Annotated in this window: 21 protein-coding genes, 2 tRNA genes and 1 riboswitch; of the genes, 7 read left to right on the top strand and 16 right to left on the bottom strand. The window is 38.7% G+C overall.

Annotated features, from left to right (window positions below):
- Window positions 1–53: 53 nt before the first annotated feature.
- The 3 genes from ACTJIV_RS03090 to ACTJIV_RS03080 all read right to left on the bottom strand — a co-directional run bounded on the left by ACTJIV_RS03090 (window position 54) and on the right by ACTJIV_RS03080 (window position 2,756).
- The gene (locus ACTJIV_RS03090; RefSeq protein WP_440625552.1) at window positions 54–953 is read right to left on the bottom strand and encodes a phage/plasmid replication domain-containing protein; all 900 of its coding nucleotides are present in this window, start codon (window positions 951–953) and stop codon (window positions 54–56) included.
- Window positions 954–1,348: 395 nt separating this feature from the next.
- Entirely contained in the window at window positions 1,349–1,654 is a 306-nt protein-coding gene (locus ACTJIV_RS03085; protein ID WP_440625550.1) for a helix-turn-helix transcriptional regulator, read from the bottom strand.
- Window positions 1,644–2,756 (bottom strand): site-specific integrase, encoded by a 1,113-nt coding sequence (locus ACTJIV_RS03080; protein WP_440625548.1) that lies wholly within the window; start codon window positions 2,754–2,756, stop codon window positions 1,644–1,646. The genes ACTJIV_RS03085 and ACTJIV_RS03080 overlap by 11 nt, the downstream gene beginning before the upstream one ends.
- A gap of 437 nt (window positions 2,757–3,193) precedes the next feature.
- Here ACTJIV_RS03080 and ACTJIV_RS03075 point away from each other — a divergent pair, with 437 nt between their 5' ends.
- The 7 genes from ACTJIV_RS03075 (at window position 3,194) to ACTJIV_RS03045 (ending at window position 7,082) form a co-directional block, all read left to right on the top strand.
- The gene (locus ACTJIV_RS03075) at window positions 3,194–3,514 is read left to right on the top strand and encodes a hypothetical protein (protein ID WP_111957012.1); all 321 of its coding nucleotides are present in this window, start codon (window positions 3,194–3,196) and stop codon (window positions 3,512–3,514) included.
- A gap of 67 nt (window positions 3,515–3,581) precedes the next feature.
- Window positions 3,582–3,836, top strand: a complete 255-nt coding sequence (gene rpsT, locus ACTJIV_RS03070; protein WP_440625546.1) for a 30S ribosomal protein S20 — start codon at window positions 3,582–3,584, stop codon at window positions 3,834–3,836.
- 10 nt (window positions 3,837–3,846) lie between these two features.
- Window positions 3,847–3,918: transfer RNA gene (locus ACTJIV_RS03065), tRNA-Glu, on the top strand.
- Between the two features lie 94 nt (window positions 3,919–4,012).
- Window positions 4,013–4,084, top strand: a tRNA-Glu gene (locus ACTJIV_RS03060).
- Window positions 4,085–4,238: 154 nt separating this feature from the next.
- Complete coding sequence (locus ACTJIV_RS03055) at window positions 4,239–4,895, top strand: FadR/GntR family transcriptional regulator (RefSeq protein WP_111957010.1); 657 nt, start codon at window positions 4,239–4,241, stop codon at window positions 4,893–4,895.
- Between the two features lie 53 nt (window positions 4,896–4,948).
- A complete protein-coding gene (locus tag ACTJIV_RS03050; RefSeq protein ID WP_440625544.1) occupies window positions 4,949–6,154 on the top strand; it encodes an MFS transporter in 1,206 nt (401 codons plus the stop codon).
- 154 nt (window positions 6,155–6,308) lie between these two features.
- Window positions 6,309–7,082, top strand: coding sequence for a T9SS type A sorting domain-containing protein (locus ACTJIV_RS03045; protein WP_111957006.1), 774 nt, complete (start codon window positions 6,309–6,311; stop codon window positions 7,080–7,082).
- Window positions 7,083–7,210: 128 nt separating this feature from the next.
- Here ACTJIV_RS03045 and ACTJIV_RS03040 read toward each other — a convergent pair whose 3' ends face one another.
- From ACTJIV_RS03040 to ACTJIV_RS02980, 13 genes are all read right to left on the bottom strand, one after another.
- Window positions 7,211–9,505 (bottom strand): DUF5074 domain-containing protein, encoded by a 2,295-nt coding sequence (locus tag ACTJIV_RS03040; RefSeq protein WP_440625542.1) that lies wholly within the window; start codon window positions 9,503–9,505, stop codon window positions 7,211–7,213.
- Window positions 9,506–9,533: 28 nt separating this feature from the next.
- Window positions 9,534–10,742 carry a cell surface protein gene (locus ACTJIV_RS03035; protein WP_440625540.1) on the bottom strand — a complete coding sequence of 403 codons (1,209 nt, stop codon included), beginning with the start codon at window positions 10,740–10,742 and terminating at the stop codon, window positions 9,534–9,536.
- Between the two features lie 14 nt (window positions 10,743–10,756).
- Entirely contained in the window at window positions 10,757–11,890 is a 1,134-nt protein-coding gene (locus tag ACTJIV_RS03030; protein WP_440625538.1) for a YncE family protein, read from the bottom strand.
- Window positions 11,887–13,860 (bottom strand): TonB-dependent receptor plug domain-containing protein, encoded by a 1,974-nt coding sequence (locus tag ACTJIV_RS03025; RefSeq protein ID WP_440625537.1) that lies wholly within the window; start codon window positions 13,858–13,860, stop codon window positions 11,887–11,889. The genes ACTJIV_RS03030 and ACTJIV_RS03025 overlap by 4 nt, the downstream gene beginning before the upstream one ends.
- A 166-nt stretch (window positions 13,861–14,026) precedes the next feature.
- Window positions 14,027–14,212: riboswitch (cobalamin riboswitch) on the bottom strand.
- A 192-nt stretch (window positions 14,213–14,404) separates the two neighbouring features.
- Window positions 14,405–15,361, bottom strand: coding sequence for a transporter (locus ACTJIV_RS03020; protein ID WP_440625535.1), 957 nt, complete (start codon window positions 15,359–15,361; stop codon window positions 14,405–14,407).
- A complete protein-coding gene (locus ACTJIV_RS03015) occupies window positions 15,358–16,404 on the bottom strand; it encodes a cytochrome-c peroxidase (protein ID WP_440625533.1) in 1,047 nt (348 codons plus the stop codon). Before ACTJIV_RS03015 ends, ACTJIV_RS03020 begins: the two co-directional genes overlap by 4 nt.
- Entirely contained in the window at window positions 16,397–17,224 is an 828-nt protein-coding gene (locus ACTJIV_RS03010; RefSeq protein ID WP_440625531.1) for an MbnP family protein, read from the bottom strand. The genes ACTJIV_RS03015 and ACTJIV_RS03010 overlap by 8 nt, the downstream gene beginning before the upstream one ends.
- A gap of 178 nt (window positions 17,225–17,402) precedes the next feature.
- Window positions 17,403–17,771, bottom strand: coding sequence for a hypothetical protein (locus tag ACTJIV_RS03005; RefSeq protein WP_223558204.1), 369 nt, complete (start codon window positions 17,769–17,771; stop codon window positions 17,403–17,405).
- A gap of 3 nt (window positions 17,772–17,774) precedes the next feature.
- Window positions 17,775–18,449: a superoxide dismutase gene (locus ACTJIV_RS03000; protein WP_440625529.1), complete on the bottom strand. Its 675-nt coding sequence runs from the start codon at window positions 18,447–18,449 to the stop codon at window positions 17,775–17,777.
- Window positions 18,450–18,759: 310 nt separating this feature from the next.
- Window positions 18,760–19,443: an SCO family protein gene (locus tag ACTJIV_RS02995; protein WP_440625527.1), complete on the bottom strand. Its 684-nt coding sequence runs from the start codon at window positions 19,441–19,443 to the stop codon at window positions 18,760–18,762.
- A complete protein-coding gene (locus ACTJIV_RS02990) occupies window positions 19,430–19,705 on the bottom strand; it encodes a YHS domain-containing protein (RefSeq protein WP_336377757.1) in 276 nt (91 codons plus the stop codon). Before ACTJIV_RS02990 ends, ACTJIV_RS02995 begins: the two co-directional genes overlap by 14 nt.
- Before the next feature lie 156 nt (window positions 19,706–19,861).
- The gene (locus ACTJIV_RS02985; protein WP_440625526.1) at window positions 19,862–20,224 is read right to left on the bottom strand and encodes a hypothetical protein; all 363 of its coding nucleotides are present in this window, start codon (window positions 20,222–20,224) and stop codon (window positions 19,862–19,864) included.
- A gap of 399 nt (window positions 20,225–20,623) precedes the next feature.
- Window positions 20,624–22,588, bottom strand: coding sequence for a heavy metal translocating P-type ATPase (locus tag ACTJIV_RS02980; protein WP_440625524.1), 1,965 nt, complete (start codon window positions 22,586–22,588; stop codon window positions 20,624–20,626).
- Window positions 22,589–22,629 lie beyond the last annotated feature (41 nt).

The raw sequence follows: 22,629 nt of genomic DNA, 5'->3' as shown, positions 1-22,629 counted from the left end.
CAAGTGGTTCTCCTTGTTTTCTTTTAAAAAGCACAAAGTAGGTCAACAATGACCTACTTGACTAATTTTTGAGCTGTTTCTGGCATATTGAAAAGCTGATCGTCTATTATTTCAAACAACATTATATTCACTTTGCGATTAAGCTCGTTGACATGCTCCTGATAAATGAAAGGTCTTTTATCAAGCATAGCTCTGGTAAATTGCTTTTTCTTTTCGCATTTCTGACCTCTTGTAAAACTTCCTTGCTTTACCAATTGTTCAAGTCTATATTCAAGGTATTCCCAACCATATGTTTCGATAAACTCCCGTCTCATCAACAGATCAAAATCCTCTCTGCCCTTGGTTCCAGTTGGAAACAATTTAACTCCTCTTTTTTGGATTCGTCTATATAACCTGAGCCATTTTTTCAAAAGGAGCTTGCAAAAGTCCCGAGAAAACAATTCAGATACTTTTACTGGCTCTGTTCTTTTGAGAAACAATTGAAGACCCTCTTCAATTTGAAGTTCTATTCTCATCAGATTCTGATATTCTGATATCAATTCAAAATCATCATAATTTCGCTTGCTTTTCAAAACAAGCCTTTTCTTATCGTAAAAACAAAAATTGAACCTGTGAGAATTGTTCTCAAAGCGTAGAGTTGTTTTGTGCTTGTGAATCCTCTGATAACAATGTAAATGAAACATTTCAGGAAAATATTCAACAACATCCTTGTTAACACTGAAATTCATTCCAATATCAACTCTTCTAAGGATTCCTTCTTCAAGGGGCAAATCTATTTCAAAAGAAAGTTTCTTGATGGCTGATTTTACATCAAGCCAAGAGAAGGGTTCAATATTATTGCCGTTGAAATATTTGGCGAGGCTCCCTTCAATGATTAGTTTTTTATTTCGGGTTGTTACCCTGAAATTTCTGACCCAAAACAAGGCAGGATTGTTTGGGTTGCCTTTTTTCATTTTCGGGAATTTCTTAATCAGTTTTTGGAGTTCTAAATTGAAATTTGTCCACTTTGGATCATATTCTATTTTTATAGTGCATATCATATTGAATTACTTTTTTGTTTGACTTTATTTGAGTTCATTCTTTATTTGAGTTTGTTTGACTTGGGCTACCGAAGTCAATTGTAATAATACTGTTAGGTATTACTGTTATCAGGTATTTAATATTCTTTTTATTCTAAATGGAGGTTTTTTCTTGCTTTATGCTTACATATAGAGAGGCATGTAGAGTGAAATCTGCCTATTTTTTGATTACTGAATATTACATTTCTGATTTCGGTAATGGTTTTGAATGGGTAAAAACCCAACCTCAAAGCAGAGGTTGGGTTGTCTTTTAGTCCTTAATCAGATTTTCATTTAGATTTTCCATTTTTTGCGAGTTTATGGTTGTTGATAATTTGATTGGATTCTTCCTCAATTTGATACCGTGTTTTTATTGGATTCCGAGTAAGCCACTCGTCAATTTCTTTTTTCTGAAAGAAAATGCTTTTTCCTCCAGGTTTAGAATGAGGAATCTTTGCCTCGCTTGCCAATTTATACAGGTAAGATTTTTCATAGCCTGTATAAAGGGAAACATCATCAATATTCATGGTTTCTTTGTTCATCAACATTAGGTTTCTGATTTGAATCAAAACATCATAAAATTTGTTATTTTCCATTGCTTCTACTTTGTTTGCTGGTTCTATTGGCATTGTTTATTAAAATATTTGGTAATTTATTGATAGCAGTAGTTCTTGACAGTTCTGCTGTACGTACATAAATTTGAGTTTGTTTAAGGTCTTTGTGACCGAGCAGTGACGAAACGGTATTGATTCCAACTTCTTCAAAAACCAACGATGTTGCAAAGGTGTGTCTTGAGCAATGCCAAGTGATATGTTTGTCAATTTCCGCCTCGGACGTCCATTTCTTAAGGATTTTCAAACAGCCTGTATGAGTAGGCAGGTTAAAAACAAGCAATTCACCCAATTTTTCCCTTTTTCCTAATAAATCAACAGCATTGGGATGGAGAGGCATTACCAGTTTTTCTTTGGTTTTTATTTGGACTATTGTCAAAACATTGTCTCTACTTATATTACTCCACTTAAGTGCTTTTACATCACAAAATCTAAGTCCTGACAAGCAACTGAAAAGAAAGGCTCGTTTTACATCATCATTGGAGCAGTGGGTATCTGACAATAAAATAGTTTCCTCTAATGTCAAAACGTCTTTTTCAGTAGAAATTCCCTTCAAATTTTTCACGTGTTGAGAAGGGTCAACTTTGAAATGCTTAGCAATAGTTGCTTCTTTGATGATTCTTTTCAGCTTTTTGAAATAGTTGAAGGGCGTGCTTCCGTTAAGTGTTGTATTCAAATAATCTTTGAATAAGAGCAAAAACTCTTCAGTAATTTCCGAACAAAGCAATTTTTTCCCTTTATTGAAAGTCTTAAGCTTTTCAACCATTGCCCTGTAAGTACACATTTCACAATGAGGTGCTTTTCTTTCTATGAATTCTTTACAATACTCAACGAAGTCTTTGTTACACTGAAAGCCTTTGTCAAGCATATTGGTTGCATAAAGCTCGTCAACCTCCATCCTTGCCCTCATCCTGTCTGCCAACTGACGCTTTTCTTTTCTTTCCTGACGTTCTGCTGCTGTTCTGGGATTTTCAACGTAGGTAATCTTAGGTCTGAACATTCTTCTTCTACCGTTTAGATTTAAATCAAATTCAAGAGTTACTCTCTTGTTGTCCTTTAATCGTATTTCACGATAAGTTACTGACATAATGTAAATTTTTAATTAATAATATATTTTTTGTAAGTTTTCACTACAACAGTATGTAAGCCTTACAGTTTATATAACAGGCATGTCAAACTGACACCCCTTCTTTTTGCCTGATTTAGGGTGTTTTGAAAAAAGATTAACATTTTTTAACATTTTCAGTTTTCTCGCACGAGGAAATGTTAAAGACCTTTAACATGGATTTCTTTAACATTTATTAACCTTTGAAGGCTTTGGATTTTTTTGTGAAAAAACTTGTTGACGAAAAGTTCACGAAAAATTCACGAAGCCTCTACGAAACTTCGACAAAACGTGTATGAGGAGAGTATCAAAAAAAGAAGTAAAAATCAAAAACTTTTGTTATATTTGCATCCTCAAAATAATGACAAGCATAGAAAGTTAACATATAGCTTAACCTATAGGCTACCAAATTTGATATCATGCCGGATTTAAAAATACAGGAAGCAAAACTTCTTTTTAAGAAAATCCACTCTAACCCAAAAAGTTATGATTTACAAATCAATGAAGAGGGGATTACAGGCAGGGATGATAAGATAAGTTTCAGACTTTACAGGACGGGAGAAAGGGTTGCCTTTGAAGTAACAATTGACGGACTTTCCTTTACCAATACCACTGGAGAATGGAATAATGCGATGATCATGCTAAGCAGCACGATCAAGAAAATAGAACGAGAACAAGAGAATTTAAAAATAGAACAAGCAATAGATAAACTCAGAAAATACCTGTCCGAAGAAAATTGAAAAATTTTAAAAAATAATTTGGCAGATTAAAAAAAAGTTTATAGTTTTGCACTCACATTTGAACGATATGGCAAATCATAAATCAGCATTAAAAAGAATCAGACAAAACGAAGTTAGAAAAGTTCGTAACAGATATTATCACAAGACTGCTAGAACTGCTCTTAAAGTCTTAAGAAATGAAGAGAACAAAGCTGCTGCTACAGAGCAACTGCCAAAAGTTATCGCTTTATTGGATAAATTAGCTAAGAGAAATATTATCCACAAGAACAAAGCTGCTAACTTGAAAAGCAAATTAACAAAGCACATTAATAAATTAGCGTAAAAGTATAGTAGGCCCGTTCGTCTATCGGTTAGGACCTCAGATTTTCATTCTGGTAAGAGGGGTTCGATTCCCCTACGGGCTACAAAATTTAATCACTGCTAACCGGGTGGTTAATAAGAGTTGAAACTTATAAAAACAAAAAATCTAACCCGCTAATTATTTAGTGTTAGATAGATGGCCCGTTCGTCTATCGGTTAGGACCTCAGATTTTCATTCTGGTAAGAGGGGTTCGATTCCCCTACGGGCTACTTAAAGAGAGATTCTATTCTTAGAGTCTCTCTTTTTTATTTTATTCTTTAAAATATTCCACTGCATCTATTATCATGAGATTTTCACATTTAAAATAGTGTAAATCTTTATTTTTTATCTATCTTTGTAATCATCAGATGATAAGATGTATTTATGCAAATTCAAAGAAGAACATTAGCGCAGGAAGTCGCAGACAGATTAATTCAGGGGATTACCAATGAAGAATATGCGGTAGGCGATAAACTTCCGATTGAACCGGAATTGATGAAGATCTATGGTGTAGGCCGCTCCAGTATCCGTGAAGCAATAAAAATTTTATCAATAAAAGGAGTCCTGAGTGTACAGCAGGGTGTGGGTACATTTGTTACTTCGAAGAACATCCAGGAATCACTGGAGGATCAGATCAACAATGCTGAATTCAACGAAGTGTATGAGGTACGTTCTCTCTTAGATTCAAAGATAGCGGCAAAAGCAGCTACCAGCCGAAGTGAAAAGGAGCTAGAGACGATTAAAATGTATCTGGATCTCAGAGATCAGTTTGCGAAGAAAAACCAGGCGCTGGAATGCTACCAAGCTGATATTAATTTTCATATCTCTATTGCTGAAGCCTGTGGCAATACTCTTTTGAAAGAAATTTACAGAATTGCAAGTAAGCATATCCTCAGAACTTTTGAAACCAGTCATAAAAATAACACAGAATCTTTTAAAATCTCACAAAAAATACATACGGATCTTTATAAGTCTATTGAAAATAAAGATTCTGAAAATGCAGCGCGTATTGCACAACTGATCGTTGACAGAGTGTATTAAAATAAATTTTTAACAAAATTCATCAGATGATATGATGAATAAAATTACAATTCATGGAAAATCTACAGACAAAGGCAATTGACACCAGCAAAATTGTTTACTCGATCTTATTTATGATCAGCTTTTCTCATTTTTTAAATGATCTGATACAGTCTACAATCCCTTCGTTATATCCTATTCTAAAAGGGGAATTCAGCCTGTCCTTTTCTCAGATTGGTATCATTACATTGGTGTTTCAGCTTACTGCATCTATTTTACAGCCTTTCGTTGGAATTTATACGGATAAAAAGCCGAATCCAAGATCTTTAGCAGTAGGAATGGGATTATCAATGGCAGGATTGTTACTTTTAGCAGCAGCCCATCAATATTATATGATCCTGATTTCAGTGGCATTAATCGGGATGGGATCTTCCATTTTTCATCCAGAGGCATCACGAGTTGCCCAATTGGCATCCGGAGGACAAAAAGGACTTGCCCAGTCCATTTTTCAGGTGGGTGGAAATTCAGGGAGTGCTATTGGTCCTCTATTGGTCGCTTTAGTTGTGCTTCCTCTGGGGCAGGGCTATGTAAGCCTTTTTGCTATCGCTGCTTTTATAGGAATTATAGTGCTATGGAGAATTGGGAACTGGTATGCGGAAAGATTATCTCTTAAAAAAGCAACGCAGCATTCCAGTAATATCATAACTGTAGAACTGTCCCGCAAAAAGGTTATATTTTCTATTACCGTTCTGCTGGCACTGGTATTTTCTAAGTACATTTATTTGGCATCCATGACTAATTATTTTACATTCTTTCTTATTGATAAGTTTCACATTTCTGTAAAGGATTCCCAATTATATTTATTCATGTTTCTTGCAGCGGTTGCTATTGGAACTATTTTAGGAGGAAGACTGGGTGATAAATACGGAAGAAAGAAAATCATATGGGTCTCTATACTTGGAGCAGCACCTTTTACTCTTTGTCTTCCGTATCTTCCCTTAGTATGGACTGTGGTATTTGCGGTTTTAATCGGGTTAATTATTGCTTCGGCTTTTTCTGCAATTCTGGTATATGCTACAGACCTTTTGCCCAATAAAATTGGATTGGTAGCCGGATTGTTTTTTGGTTTTATGTTTGGGATGGGTGGAATTGGTTCTGCTGTTCTGGGGGCCTTGGCAGATGATACGAGCATTGAATATGTATTTAAAATCTGTGCTTTCTTACCTCTTATGGGTATAATAACTGCTTTTTTACCTAATATTAAAGGTCGAAAAAAATAATTCCTTTGAAATAAGGTGGGTGAACTCATAGATAAATCTGATAAAGTCTCAGTTAAATTATTTCTATATAATTCACATTAAATAGAAATAATATTGCCCACCTTCACTTTTATGCTTAAATTTGGATAAAGCATTAACCAAAAATCTCTATAGCATGAAATCCATTTTACTTTCAAAGGGCCGTCTTTTTCAGGCCGCGTTATTTTTAGCTTTTTTATTCCAATCGGGTAATACACAGGCGCAAAACAGAATCTATGCCCATGATCAACTCTCCAATGTCTATGGAGTATGCCTGGGATGTGCCGTGCAAAATCCATTGAATGCCGTGGGCGATAACGAAGACAACTATTCTACTATGGTTATGGGCACCGTTTTATTGGGTGGTGTTGAACAGACCCTGAGATTCCCTGAAGTGAGAATCAATACTAAATTAGTCATTGGTATCGGTACCAATGACATTCCTCTCACTGTTCAGCTCCTAAGCGGCATATACATAGAGACGATGAGCGGAACCACAGCCAACAATGACAGTCAAATGATAACCGGAAACTTACTGAAGCTTTCCGACAATCCTTCCAGAGCAACTATTGAATTTGTTCCCGTCAGCTCCTACAACGCAGTTAAAATAAGACTGAGTGGCGGTGTACTAAGCTTGGGTGGCGGATTCAGGGTGTATTATGCTTACCAGGATCCTCTTGCCACCATTATGGCTTACAGCAGGGCCGGACAGATTACTCTGAGTGGTACTGTTCCATTGGAAGGGTCTGAAGTTACCCTAAGAAATACTTCCGGCAAAGAGGTACACCGCTCTACCCTTACTTCCAAAACTTTTGAACTGTCTTCTCCACAGCCTGAAGGAATTTATATACTGACGATAGAAACGAAAGACAAAAAAACTTATTCCCGTAAGATCAGAATCAATAATTAAATAATAATACATATTAAAGATTTCGGCAGGCTTTCAGCCTGCCGAAATCTTTTACTACCTGCTTTAAAGTAAAAAAACCGGCGGCCCAAATGGGCCGCCGGTTCATTGAAATATATAGACTGTGATGGTTATTTCTTGATCAGCTTCTGCTGATATGCTGCTTTATCAGTTACAGCTTTTAGAATATATACTCCGTTCGGAAGCATACTTACATTGATCTGGCCGTTGTTCAGCGGTGCATTTATTATTTTACCGGAAGCGTCATAAATGGTAACATTCAGGATCTTTTCCTGAGTTTTAAGAGTTAAAATATCTGTCACCGGATTCGGGTAAATACTGAATTCAATTTTCTTCACTTCTGCCGTGGCCAAAGTAGAAGTTGTACTGTTGACAGTAAGCAGTTTCTCTACTACCCTTCCATTTGAATTAAAACTGATCTTAATATCAGCCGTTCCTGAAGCAACCGGAGTTAGAACCAGTTCGTCATTCGCATTGATCACTGCAGAAACTGCAGCCGGATTTGAGTTTGACTTAATTGATTTTACAATAGCAGATGAAAGATTGTCTTCGTCAGAAACTATTGTTTTCAGGTCTATTACAGAAGCATTATTCACATTAACCTGAGATGGAAATGTACTGCTCACCGTAGGAAGTGTATTATCCGGGAATACTGCCATAGCAGGGAACCAATAGTAATCATTAAGTGTTTTTGTATTGGTAATGGTTCCGTTAACGCCAATAGTATGGATCCAGTTTTTCTGATAGTGTGCTCCAAAACCGCTTTCAGTAGTATTCAGAATCAGCTCATCAGTAGTTGGGTTCACACGGAGTCCTGCTCCGTAAGGAATCTGTTTGTAAGTACCTGTCTGTCCCGGAATGGTTGCAAAGCTTTCGTTAAATGCTTTTGTCGTTACATCAAATTTTACGATCTGTGTTCCTGAAACAAAACTGTTAACTGAGTTGATCCAGTATAAAACATTCTGTTTGCTGCTCGCTGAAAAGCTTCCTGCATTCCACGCTCCCCATGAACCCAAATATTTGGTCGTAGGAATATTGTAAGAAGTGGTTGCAAAAGTCGTAGGATGAATATTCACCACTTTCTGATCCTGAATGGCCCAGATACTTCCGTCTTTAGCCTGAACAATAGAATGAAAAGCTCCCGGAATCGTACTCACCAGCGTATCTGTCGCCGGGTCAATGACTAAAATTCCTGCAGACTGCTTCACTGCAAATACATATTTTGAAGAACGGATCATATTTCCGATCTGGCCGGCATACTGACCGCCTCCGCCTGTTCCGGTTATCAGGCTTCCAACCTGCATATTCGCGATATCGAATACAAAAATACCATTCGAAGCTCCGATGTATCCTTTGTTTTCATTAGCTCCTACAAAGGATCTTCCGTCGCCGCCGCCAATATTATTAAATCCTGCAATTTTCTGCATCGTTTGTGCATTCGCTACTACCAGCCTTCCTCCCGGAGTATACTGAGTATCTCCGCCATCTGCAGCCTGCTTCGAAATAAAATAGAATTTATCTCCGTAGATTGTTCCGTATTGCGTTGTAGCACCAAAGGCCTGATTGTTATTGGCATTGCTGTACACACGGTAATTAACCTGCCCATTATTGCCAATGAAATTTACAGAACCGTTGGTATGCCCGAACCATTCTTCATTGACCATAAAGTAACCGTCAGTAAAATTGGTAGAAACAGAAGAAGCAGAAGCAGCATAAACAGATACGGGTGTCAGCGTTGAAGAAATAGGAAAAGAAGCCAACCCTGGGCTAAAATTCCATACATCCCATGAACCGTTCTGAAGCACACGGGAAGAAGCCCCTACTCCTGAATATCCAAAATCAGCATCCGTAGGATCTTTTACCCAATAAGACCAGTAGCTGTTGTACCATCCTGATCCCCAATGATCCCCGGCATCAGCAGCCGTAAAATCATCGAAATCATATGCACCTGTATTTACAATGCCATTTACAGGGTAAAGAGGATAGGTTGTATTCCCGTTTTTATAAAGTGCGTTGGTATTCTGACCGTTTAGGTCAAACCCCATTCCTCCGATGGCTGTTCCGAACTGGGTTCCCGGATAAAACAATGTAAAAAATCTGTGATCTGCCTTTGCAATTGCCTTCAGCATATCTTCTCCGGTAGCATTTCCGTTCCATCGGAAGCCCCATACCAAGGCATCAGGATTCTTGCTGTCGTTCCACTGAACCACAAAAGCCGCTTCATTAGTACCGCTACCTACCCAATACTGAATATCGGAGAAGTTGATATTGGTGGTTACTGTTGTATTCAGCTGGTTGCTGCCAATACCCTGAATATCATTTCTGGGTACTCCCTGTACTGCCACCTGTGCATTCGTAAAGAACGCAAAAAAGAACAGCATGGTCAAAAGGTAAAACTTTTTCATTTTTTCGAATTATATATTAAAATTTATTTTATTTAAGATGCAGATCGTAAGCTCCTGCCACTTCTGTAGAAACTTCCCCAAGCCATCCTGCTTCCTGATTGATTCCGGTGTATACTTTGATAAAATCGATACCGGGAAGCTTTACATAATTCCCGCTTTTATCTACAGCCCAGGAAATGTCGATGTTGGAAGCCTCATCATTGTTCGGCGCATTGTCTGCATAGCCGTAATCATAAGATGTTCCTACCCAATAAGCCCCCGTCCCGCTCTGGTCGTAAAAATTATCCTTCAATCTGGTTCCCGTAAGGCTGTAAGAAGCACCGGAAAGCCACAAAGGATAATAGCTTTGTGCATGGAAGGTATTTTTAGTTTTAAATCCTGAATTCCCAAAATTATCCTGCCATTTGATGTACTCCACATCAGTCTGCCAAAACTCACTTCCGGGAACGGGGGGCTTGTTCTCATTGGGCTTGAAGTAAGTTATAGTATAGTTTTTTGTCGTTGAATTTTTAAAATATTCGCTGCCCGCAATTTCATACCATTCATCTTCATCCGGTTTGCCGTTTTTATTCTTGTCGTAGCCCACCATGATAATTCCGGGCTCACATGATCCTGACCGGGTAGCATTGGCACTGTTTCCCCAAAAAGCATTTCCCAGAATCTTAAAATCTCTTCCTTCAAGATTAGGAATGGTATGATCGAAGCCAAAAGCAACATAGCCGCCGAAACCTCCCAGCGTAATCATGGTAGCATTTTCGCCTACTAAGGATTCTTTGGCCCTTTTGATCATATCAGCCTCTGTGTTTCCGTTTACATATTCAGGGATCTCATTGATGAACTGGCCCGTGGCCGGACGGAAATCAAAAACATTTGATATATATTTACTGTAAGGGGTCAGCTCTTTATTCACAATGATCGTGGACTTATAGATCTTCGCTGCTCCTTTTACCTCTACTTTCAGGGTCAAAGGATAATTTTGTACAGTGGAACTGACAAAATCCAGTTGCAGATGATCGGAAATCACAGAATCGTTAATGCTCCAGGTTAGTTTCCCTTCAATTTTAGGGTCTATACTCAAAAGTTTAAGCCTGTCGATCGTATAGGATTCTTTAAGTACTTCAGCAGGAAAAGTTACTTCTTCTACCACTTCTTCGCTGTCGCTTTTACAGGCTGCAGCTCCCAGCAGGACTGAAGAGAGCAGTATCGTTTTTAAAATATGTTTTGTTTTTCTTTCCATTTTTTCTGATCTGATTATTTATATAAAAAAGCAAAGTGAGCAGGGATATTCCCGCCTTCTGTTTTCCACTTGAATTTTCCGGTCTTATCAAAACAGTATACATAGCCGGTGGTCACGTAGTTTTTCGCATCCGTTAGATAAATATCTTCTGTATAGGGATTTACAGCAATTCCGTAAGGTGCTTTGATCTCGTCCACATATTGCTGGTCAATAATTTTGTTGGAAATCACCTGCTCTGTCTTGACATCGATGATTCCAAAGGTTTTGACGTATGTATGGGTATTGTAATTAAATTCATTCCCATAATAATACAGCTTGTCATTCACGATCGTCATTCCGCTGACAGCAACATGAAAATCTTTTTTCACGGTTCCTGTAGCGGCATCCACAAGGAAAAGACTGGATGGAATATTGTAATAATCGCCTCTGGAACTCACGTACAGATCTCCGTAGTTGTCCTTTTTAATACGGTGAAGATTAATGGCTACATCAATTTTTTTTGTTTCCGTGAATGTATTGAGGTTGATGACAGAAACGGTTTTATCATAATTCGGAAATCTGTACCCTCCGGAATTGGCTACAAAAAGCTGATCTCCCATTACTTCTATCTCTTCAGGCTGATACCCGACTACTACCTGCCTTTCAATATTCAGGGATGTCGTATCAATTTCCACTACTTTTCCCGGAGGAGAGTTAGGATTCAGTTCTACAGGGCCGGCATAGCTGCTGGCATAAACTTTATTGCCTTTAAAAGCCAGATAACGGCAGTTCTGCAGCTGTATGGTTTTGATTCGTTTGGCCGTTTTTGCTTCCAGCACTTCAATTTTATTGGAAACATTTACCACCACATACATTTTACTTCCGTAGATCATAATATGATTTCCCACATCACCCAATTCTTTTACCACGGAAGGATTGGTTTCTCCATAAATATTCTTACGGTACGTTCCTGTCACATAATCGAAATAATCGAGCGTACATTTGTTGCTTCCCATATTTCCCTCGTTCAGAAGATAAAACCCTTTAATAGGGGTATCCTCCCCGTTGCTTACCTCTTTCGTTTCCGAAGGAACTATATTGTCATCCGTCCTACATGAGAACAGAAAGAAAAGAGTAAAAGCCAGCAGGCAAAAGTTTAGTTTTTTCATAATGTAAAGCTTACAATAAGTTTAAAATTTCTTCCGGGCATCGGATAATTCCTGACCACGTCATAGTATTGATTAAGGACATTGTTGACCTCAAAACCGGCTTTAATCTGGTGAGAATGCCAGTTGAATTTTTTCTGAACGGATAAATCATGCGTGTACCATGGCTGGAGATAATTGGCTTTGATATTATTCAGCTGGGCATCATAGCGTTCTCCGGTGTACATAAAACTGTAATTGAAACTCCAGTCTTTATAGTCTGCCATTAGGGTAAAGGTCAATGCATGCCACGGCACATAGGAGATCTGGTCACCGTAATAATCGTCACTTTTATCAGTATAGTCCCCGGCACGCTGATAGGTATAGCTTACCAAAGGTTTCAGTTTCAATTTATTAATGTCAAATTCAGCCTGCACATTCACGTCTGCCCCGATGATTTTCACTTCACCTAAATTCACCATCATCCATCTGAAAAGATTGGTGGTAGGAACAGCGATAATCTTGTTCTCAACTTCATTATAATAGCCATCCACTTTCACATAGATTCCTTTAAAAAATTGATGGTCAAAGAGCTTCTCGTAGGTAAAACCTGCATCGTACTGATTCGTGTATTCAGGTTTCAGCATGACATTCCCGATCATGGTGTAATACAGATCATTGAAAGTAGGCATTCTGAATACTCTTTTGTAGAAAGCCCTTACGGTAAGATCTTTGGATTCAAAAGGCTGATAGCTCAGGAAAGCGGAAGGGGTCCATTCGGTTTTATCAGGAGACTTCGCATTCATTTTTACGTTTTCATGAACAAAAGTTCCAAGAATACTTCCCAAAAACTTAAAACGGTTCCATTGATAGGTCGTGGCAAAAGAAACGAGCGAAGTATATCGTGTAGGATATGAAAAATCTCTCAGACTGGCATTCAGATTATTATACTGAAAGTCAAAACTCGCACTTACATCCCAGTTTTGATTAATAGAATAGAGATTGGAATTGGAAAAATAAAGCTCTCTCTGAACATACGAATTATCTATCGGAAGAACCGTTGTTGCTACATTCACCGTATCTAAAAACCGGGTGTAATCATACGCAAATTTTGCTTTGAACTGAGTTTCAAATTTTGGGAACAGCTTTTTACGGAAACTGGCCTGGACAAAATAGCTCTCATCCAGCATTTGCTGACCTTTAGGTGTGAAATTATTATTAACAATGGCTGTGGGAACTCCACGATCGGAAATATAGCCGTAGCCGCGTACGCTCCAACTTCCATCATTAATGGTCCCGTTTAAGGCACCTTCAAAACGTTTCGCCCGGATGTAGGAATCATATCTTCTTGCAATGGTATCATTGGCAACAGATCCGTCAGAATTTTTCTTTTCGTATTTATACTTATACAATCCATCGCTTTGTACAAATTCCGAGCTGAAACTTGCCGAAATTCTCTCTGAAAGCTTCTGTTCCACACGGAAGGAAGGATTAAATAAACTGATGGAGCCTAATTTCAGCTTCACCGTTAAGTTGGTCTTCTGATTCCCTTTAAAAACTGGTATTTTAGGCTGAAGATAAATCGATCCGGAAGATCCGAAATCCTTTGCCGGCTGAAAAATTTCACTTTTTTGGCCGTTGTATAAAGAAATGGCTTCAAGATCATCCAGTGAAAACTTTCCAAGATCCACGATTCCGTTCTGAACATTTCCCAGCTGGATACCGTCATAGAAAACACCCACATGCTGGCTTCCCATACTACGGATATTGACAGTTTTCAGGCCGCCCATTCCGCCATAGTCTTTGATCTGAACTCCCGAAAAATACCGTAAGGCATCGGCCACCGACTGACTGTTCAGTCTTTCCAGCTGTTCGCCGGACAGGATCTGGGCAGGAAGGATTTCTTTAAAATCTTTTTTGTAAAGCTGAATCGGGAGGATGGTTTTTTCCCGGATGGTGTCTCCGGATTGAGAGAATATAAGTTGAGATGCCATCACAAATAATGTGATAACTCCTTTTTTAAACTGTGAAGCAGTACATTTTCTGACCATTAGCTCATTGAGAATAATGCTGACGCTAATGGATATAAGATAGCAAAGATAAAGCGCAGCTGTTACTGCACAGAATCATTGTTGTCCTAAGCTTTATTCCACGAAAGCATCAAACGTTTATCTTCTGGCAGGTCTTCTGACTTACTCCGTTTTTGAAATCCTTCCCATAAAAAAAACAGTGGATATACTCTTCAAAAACTTTGATGTGGAGCTTACAGCAGCGGGTCTGTCCCGGATTTTCACCAGGTTCCCTTTTAAGTGCTTTTTACAGCGCACCAGATTGCGGCAAAGATAGAAAATAACTTAATATATGCAATAACGGCATAATAAATTAATTCTCAACACTATGAAAAACAGAAAATATTAAGAAGATGTATTAAAAACAGGTGGCTCGGGAATCTCAGCCACCTGTTTTTTAGATTAAAGTTTGAAATTTTTACGAGACTAAAGATTGAACAATCTGTACCTGGTGGCTTTGGCCATTATATTAAATTCCAAAATTGATAAAAACACTGAACCTGGATTTTGCTTCAATGTCCCCGCTTGCCAGATTGGAATAAGCAGGCAGCATGACTTCTCCACCCAGGCTGAACTTTTTATACGAAGCCTCAAAACCAAGCTTTCCATATAAAGCGCTTCCTGCTGTATTAGGCAATACCTCATCAAACTGTTTGTTTTTATCATAGACTTCGCCCTGAAGTCCGGCTTTGGCAGAGAAAATAGCTTTTTCATTTCCTGCAAGCTGATAAAAAGCTGTTGCGGCATAATTCCACTGGTTTCCGAAACGGTAATTCTTTTTGTTTTCTGTTTTTACGGTGTAATCTGTGTTGATCAGCACAGCCAGCTTATTCTTTTGAAACTTATAGTTCAAAGCAGCCTGGTAGTCCCAGCTTCCCGTTCCCAGTTGAAAACTTGGATTGACTCCTGAAGCTCCTTTTTCATCAAATTTTCCCAAAGGAATTTTCACCCCCAAACCACCGTTGAGCTGATGGAAATGATCTTTGGAACTGAGGATCCGGTAAATTCCCATCAGGTTCAGATCTCCGATTCCATTAATGTTGATATCGCCCTGAATTGTTCTCTTCTCATGAAAATGAAATGGCAGGCTAGCGTATACACTCAGCTTTTCTGTCAATGGAATTTTTCCCCAAACCTGCAGGGTATTGAAATACTGATCCTGTGTAAGATCTTTTACAAAAAGGTTTTCTTTGGCTTTATAATGCTGGGCAAAATATTTGATCCCGATAAACTGAGGATTCAGTAAAGACTCAAAACCGGAAGAACCGTTTCCTGCCGCACAGCCACAAGCATCACAGTCATCAAATACAATCCTGTTTATAGGATCTGCGATATACAGACTGTCGTTGATGGTTTTAGCCTGACAGCCCCATGATAGTGTCAGGCTCAGTATAAAAATTATTTTTCTCATGTTCATGATGCTCATTCTGCAAATTTTGGATTAGAAATAAAGTTTTGATCAGATAAGGTTTTTAAAAAGGCGATGATCAACTGCTTTTCCTGCGCATTCATAGCAATTCCGACATGTCCGTTCTGTTTCAGCTGCGGATCCAGATTGGGATTGTCTTCCACATTATCTGAATAGAAATTAAGAACTGCGGCCAGCGTGTAAAACCTTCCGTCATGCATATAAGGTGCGGTATATTCTACATTTCTAAGACTCGGTACACGGAATTTCATCCAGTCATTCTGATCAAGGGTTACACGATGGCGGCCCGCATCTTTGAACTGGGCATTGTAATGCATTCCCGTATTCCTGAAACTTTCGTCGGTAAATAGTTCTCCGCTGTGGCAGGAAGCACACTTCTGACTGAATAGAGCCAATCCCTGAGATTCTTCAGAGGTGAAATTTTCTTTTCCCTGTTTAACCCTGTCATATTTTGAATCTGCGGAAATCATGCTGACCATAAACTGCGACAGAGCTTTCAAGACTCTTTCACCGGTTATATTTTCGTCACCATAAGCTGCCATGAAGAGTTTTTTATATTTCTGATCATCCTTTAATTTAGAAATCACCTCAGGCATGGAGCTGTCCATTTCATTGGCATCCGTGATCGGAATGATCGGCTGTTCGTTCAGATTATGGATTACGCCGTCCCACATGTATCTTTTCAGGAATGCCATGTTTTGAATGGGTGGTGCATTACGGATTCCAATTCTGTCGTCTACTCCATGGCTCACAGTATGACCATGGTGTGTGAAAGCATTTTCCTGAATATGACAGAAACCACATGATATGGTATTATTTCTGGAAAGCCTGCCCTCATAAAATAAATTTCTGCCCAGCTCTACTCCGTTTTTTGTCACCGGATTACCGGATGCATCGAACGTCATTTCCGGAAAGTACGACGGAAACTGCAATGAATAGGCCTCATCTTTTTCCAGTGGCTGCATTACCTCATCTGAACAGGACCAACAGCTCAGAAAAGTAATGACCAGCAGCATTGTTTTTAATAAAATCCTAATCATTATGAACATGATCTACTTTAAACATCGAGGTAAGGTTATTGGTAACATCCACCAAATGCTGGCTTGAACCCATCATCATATTATTTTCTGTATTTAGGGAAAGTGTTTTGCTCCCGCTCAGAAACTGATTCAAATCTGCAAGGATGTGGATAGAAGGTTTTATCTGAGAAGTTACTCTAGCGGTTGTCGGAAGATTCAACGTAATTTCCCGATAAAGATCCGGCGTACTATTAGCCATTACATTTCCCATGTTTCCGGTGTGATTCATGAATTCTGTATCTGGGGAAGCGGTTCCATATTTACCTTCCAGTTTTACAAAGACATAGCCGGCCGCCCATGACCAGGACATTCCTTTCTGCTTGGCTTTCGTCCAGAACTCTGCCTGACCGTCCTGTCCCAACAGATAAGCCTTCTGACTGATCCCAAGTCCGAATCTTACTTTCTTGTAATTGTTTTTCGGAATTCCGTTCAGATCGAGATAGACAACTCCTGCAACGGCATCTGCCTGATCTATGATGAAAGCGCCTTTGTCGGGATTGTTTTCATTGTATTTGAATTCATTTCCGCCTTCGTCAATCAGTGTGATATTGCTGATGACATATTTCAGGGCTGAAAAGTTATGCTTCTGCCCTGCTGCTGAAGTCTGCACCGTTTGGTTTAATACAATATCGCCAAGATTATTGAATCCGTTTTCAAATTTGATCTGAAGGTTTCCGGTTGAAGTATCCTGTGAATCGTCATCATCACTGCTTTGGCATGAGGATAAAGTGAATAGACTAAAGGCAATAAAGAATAATGATAAAAGTTTATAGGTTTTCATTTTGATTTTTTAAGTTGAATTTTTTGAAATAGAAATGCTTTTGAATGGGTGAACATTCATTTTTTTAACCACAAAAGGCACAAAAATTTTTTGACACCTTAATTATTTAAAGTGTATTGAAAACTGCATAGACAGCAGTCTTTATGTTTTTTGTGGTCAGTAAAGATTAAAATTGAACTTAAAAAACCGGTGGTTTGAATATGTGTTTGAGAAACAGAAAAGAATAGGCTGTTTCGTAGAGAAAATTGAAGTTCAGAGAAAGAAAACTTTCTGCTTTTTTTATTCCTGTAATTTCAGGAAGCGTACAGATATCAAGAATTTTCTGTCCTGAATTTTTGGTTTTGTTTAAAGGTGAAGAATCTGAATTATTCGTTTTTGCGAGTTCTTTGCTCAGGTAGCATTTACCGTTACAGTGAAGCTCCGGCTTGCTTTTATTGATACAGAGAACAGTGGAAATATAATCATAATTTACAGCATATTCCACCAATGGGATCAGAGGTCTGAACGCCATATAAAGAGTGAGGAATATGCTGCAAATTAAATTCATCTGTTATTTCTTGCTTACGGCTTCATCATATCTTCTGCTTACCTCTTTCCAGTTCAGCACATTCCAGATGGCAGTAAGATAATCTGCTCTTTTGTTCTGGTATTTCAGGTAATAAGCATGTTCCCAAACGTCAATTCCTAAAATCGGAGTTCCTTTTTCTTCTACTACATCCATCAAAGGGTTATCCTGATTCGCTGTAGAAGACACAAATAATTTTCCGTTTTTATCCACAGAAAGCCATGCCCATCCTGAACCGAAACGGTCTGCACCTGCTTTGCTGATCTTTTCTTTGAACGCATCCATGCTTCCGAAAGTTTCCGTGATCGCTTTAGCCAGCTTTTCAGAAGGCTTGGTGTCTTTTACAGGTGTAAGAACGGTCCAGAAAAGCTCGTGGTTGTAATGTCCTCCTGCATTGTTTCTTACTGCCGGCGTAAGTTTGGAAACTTCTGAAAGGATCTGGAAGAGGGTTTGCTTCTCCTGAGGTGTTCCCGCAATTGCTTTATTCAAATTGGCAACATAACCTGCAGCATGCTTTGAATAGTGAATTTCCATTGTCTGTGCGTCTACCGAACCTTCCAGTGCATTGTATGCATAAGGAAGCGGTGTCTGCTTAAACTGCGCAAAAGCAAACTGTGCGGCGAATACGGCACTTAAAGATGCTATTTTCAAAATCTTCATAACGTTTTGTTTTATGGTTTAACAATATTTTTATACTTATAGAAGGAAAGCAGGAGGATGGAAAAGGGAAGTCATTTCTGCCTGAAGACGACTATACTTCATCTACACTTCATCATCTCATCTTTTTTAACCATCTGCATTCATGAGTTCCATTAATCATTATCCCCGTCATTATCTTCTGCATTAAGACTCCTCTACTCCACGACCTCAACTTCATTTTGTCTTTTAATCCTCTACATTGATGACTCTCATTCATCATTACCCTCATCATTAACTTCCAACTTCATTCTTCCATCTTCCTTTCCCAAATCTATTTCAATAATTTCTTAATATCCTCGATCAATATTTCCCGGTCTGGATGATACTTTCCGTTAAGTTTTGGAGTTTTCCCATCAGGATCTTCATAATTCAATCCTGAGTAATACAGGATGGGCATATTGTCTTTATTGTATCTGCAACGGATATTTCCTTCTTTATCCACCAAGGCGATCATTCCGCTGTGGTTAAGGCTTTCGCTGTCGTCTTCCTTATCTCCCACATAGATATTGAACTGGTCTGCCAGTTTTCCGATATAATCTCTGTTTCCGGTAAGAAAATGCCAGTCAGGAGATTTTGCGCCTACACTTTTAGCATGTTCTTTCAATGCGGCAGGTGTATCATTTTCCGGATCTATACTTATTGAAATAATCCCAAATTCAGGACTGTTTACCTCATCTTCAATAAATCTCATATTCCGGTTCATCACAGGACAAATCGTAGGACACCTGCTAAAGAAAAACTCTACCAGATATACTTTTCCCAGCATATCTTTATTGGTGATCTTTTTATTATTCTGGTCGGTGAGTTCAAAATCGGGAACCTTCATTACGGTGTACAGGTTCTTCTTGAAATATCCCATTCCTACACCTATTCCCAGAAACAGAAGAGCGAAAATCGCAATCGGAATGATCACCTTTCTCTTGGTTCCGTTTTTGGTCTTATTATTTTTGGGCATATTTCTCAGGATTTTTTTTGAACTCGTCTTTACATAGGCTATTGCAAAAACCGTACGTTTTATTTTTATAGACTGCCGTATCTTTCATATCATCTTCTGTTTTCATGTGACAGATAGGATCTTCCGCATTGGCAAATTTTACTTTTTTAACCGTCGATTTTGAAGAGGCAGTGCTCTTTTTATGTTTTACTTTAGGGGTTTCCTGGCCACAAGCGAATAATGAAACTGACAATAGTGCAGTCAAAATAATTTTTGATTTCATTTTAATGGTAAATTGAAATTGATAGTATGATGAATGTGTGAATTAATTTTTAATACAAAGCTAATCACCCGTTTCTACTGCAGATTGTTTAAAAAAACATGATTAAGCAATAAAATCCGAGGATATTTTGATTAAAAACTAAAAGAATAGTTGAAATTAAGCTAAAGGAGGATGGAATATCCTGGAAAAGTATTCCGAAGTATGACCAATACTATAATCTGAGTGTATAGCCTTACCTTCAGGCTCAGATTCTTTCTGTCCTAAAAATGAAAGGGTATCGTGGGAAACAAAAACATCCAGGACGGATATTTTGATGACCTGGGAATTATTGGACTGCTTTTCCGTTTTCGCCAATTCTTTGCTGACGTAGCACTTCCCTTTACACGTTGACTGAGGAATATTTCTGTTCTCACAGAGGTTTTTTACAATATAATCATAGTTCACGGCATAGTTAACCAATGGCAAAACTGGGCGTAATGCAATGGTAAAAATGATGAATATGGAAATAAAAAGTCTCAATGATCAGTTCTGTTCTACAAATATACTACCCAAATTGGGTTTATGTATTATTTATGATGAATGTCATTGATTATTTTTAGATTAGGGATTAGGGAAAATAAGGTTTCTTGTAGTTGTGATAGTTTTCCTCCCGCGGATTATGGGATTTCGCAGATTTTTTGCTGTAATAAAAAACCTTATAGGTTTTGGAAACCTATAAGGTTTGGCGTTTCATATTTTTTTAATGGATGATGTATTGTTTTTAATCGCAAAGGCGCGAAAGAGATTACAAAAAGACTGTTTTAAGGCGCTAGGATTTTATCTCCGATAAAATTTGGATGCTAATTATCTTACAGTCTAAAACCTTTTATTTAGCACCTGCTACCTACTATCTGCAACCTACTCCTTTATCCCTACTCTCTAATTAAACTTCATCCTCTGAATCCTCACCGCATTTAAAATGGCCAGCATCGCTACTCCCACATCTGCAAATACGGCTTCCCACATCGTTGCAAGGCCTCCAGCCCCCAGCGCTAAGACTACAGCTTTTACTGCAAAGGCTAAAACAATATTCTGCCAAACGATCTTTTTAGTCTGCTTACCGATATTGATCGCCATTGGGATTTTGCTCGGTTTATCATCCTGGATAACGACATCTGCGGTTTCAATCGTGGCATCGCTTCCGAGGCCTCCCATGGCAATTCCTACGTCGCTGAGTGCCACTACAGGAGCATCATTCACCCCATCGCCGACAAAGGCAACGGTTTGATTTTTCGCTTTGATTTCTTTTACTTTATTGACTTTATCTTCCGGTAAGAGATCTCCAAAAGCACTGTCAATACCCAGTTGGTCTGCCACATATTTAACAACAGTACTTTTATCGCCGCTCAGCATAGTGGCTTTTACGCCCATTCTGTGCAGGTTGTCAACAGTTTCTTTGGCATCGCTTTTTATACTGTCTGCAATGGTGATGTAGCCTGCAAACTTTTTATCATAAGCTATGGCAATTAGCGTGTAGACAATATTGGCGTGATTGGTATCGTAGCTGATATTGAATTTATCCATCAGCTTAAAATTACCTACCAATAATTCTTTTCCATTAACTGAAGCTTTTAAGCCATGTCCTGCAATTTCTTCTACATTTTCCAAGGGAAGAGAATGATCAATCTCTCCTGCATAATTATGGATTGCTGTGGCTACAGGGTGTGTACTTTTGCTTTCCAGGACATTGACCAGTTTCAGGATCTCTTCTTTATTGAATTCAGGCTGAATGCTTACTTCCTGTACTTTGAATACACCTTCCGTCATGGTTCCGGTTTTATCCATCACCACATTCTGGATTTCTGCGATACTGTCTAAGAAATTACTTCCTTTAAACAAAATCCCGTTTCTGCTTGCTGCTCCAATTCCTCCGAAATATCCTAAAGGAATGGAGATCACCAATGCACAAGGACATGAGATCACCAGGAAGATCAGGGCTCTGTACAGCCAGTCTCTGAACTGATAATCATTCACAAAGAAATAAGGCAAAAGACAGATTCCTATGGCAAGGAATACAACAATCGGGGTGTATACTTTTGCAAATTTCCTGATGAACAATTCGGTCGGGGCTTTCTGCGCGGTCGCGTTTTGAACCAGTTCCAGAATTTTACTCAGCTTGCTGTCTTCGTAAGCGGTATTTACTTTTACGAGAGCAATGCTGTTCATATTGATCATCCCGGCCAGTACGGCCTCCCCTTTTGTTTTAGTGTCCGGTTTACTCTCACCTGTGAGCGCTGCGGTGTTGAATGAAGCGGATTCAGTCATCAGTTCACCGTCAAGAGCCAGTTTTTCTCCAGGCTTCAGCTGGATGATATTTCCTATTTTGGTTTCTCTGGCTTTAATGGTTCTTGGCTGGCCGGCTTCAATGATCGTCACCTCATCAGGACGCTGATCCAGCAATGCTTTGATGTTTCCTTTTGCTCTTGAAACGGCCATTCCCTGGAATACTTCTCCTACGGAATAGAACAGCATTACAGCAACACCTTCGGGATATTCCCCGATTGCAAATGCTCCTACTGTAGCGATTCCCATCAGGAAAAATTCGGAGAATACATCTCCCTTGATGATGCTTTCATAAGCTTCCTTTAATACGGGAAATCCTACAGGAATATAGGCCGCCAGATACCAGACCAAACGCACCCAGCCTGTAAACCATTCTGTTTTTATATAATTGTCCAATGCTATTCCTATCAGCAACAGCACGAAAGAGATGATGGCAGGAAGAAACATCTGAAAAGGTGTTTTATCTCCTGTATCATGGGAGTGATCATGTCCGTCTCCTTCGGAATGATTGTGTGTATGAGGTTCTTTATTTTTAGGCTTTGTGCTACAACATTCTTCCATAAATACTATTTTAATGTAAAATTAAGGCTATACTCAATGCA

Origin of the sequence: Chryseobacterium sp. 22532 (assembly GCF_052044665.1) — a bacterium.
Classification (GTDB): domain Bacteria; phylum Bacteroidota; class Bacteroidia; order Flavobacteriales; family Weeksellaceae; genus Chryseobacterium; species Chryseobacterium lathyri.
This window is presented reverse-complemented; position numbering and strand designations above follow the sequence as displayed.